The organism is Pelomicrobium sp. G1 (genome assembly GCF_051905455.1).
Lineage (GTDB): Bacteria > Pseudomonadota > Gammaproteobacteria > Burkholderiales > UBA6910 > Pelomicrobium.
In genome coordinates this window covers 1-254 of the sequence record NZ_JBQACR010000447.1, presented here as the reverse complement: position 1 = coordinate 254, position 254 = coordinate 1, and the positions used below count along the sequence as shown (strand labels likewise).

Below are 254 nucleotides of genomic sequence, written 5' to 3'. Positions count from 1 at the left end.
GGGGGGGGGGGGGGAGGGAGGGAAGCAAGAGCAGATCTACAAAGCGGCGGAGTTCTACGCCCGCATCCGGCAGGCGCACCCCGAGGCAGCCATCAGTTTTACCGGCCACAGCCTGGGCGGAGGTCTCGCGGCGCTGATGGGAGTATTTTTCGATCGAACGGCGGTCACCTTCGATCCAGCGCCGTTTCGGGCGAGCGTGAACAACGACGCACGGCAGGCGCTGCGAGACCACCTAGCCGGGACCATCAATCCCG

The 254-nt window shown here is 66.1% G+C and carries 1 protein-coding gene; it reads left to right on the top strand.

Translation table 11 applies throughout. The features are described from left to right. Positions 1-254, top strand: a 254-nt coding sequence (locus ACTFO6_RS19170; protein ID WP_439935919.1) for a lipase family protein, incomplete at both ends; no start/stop codon positions are given.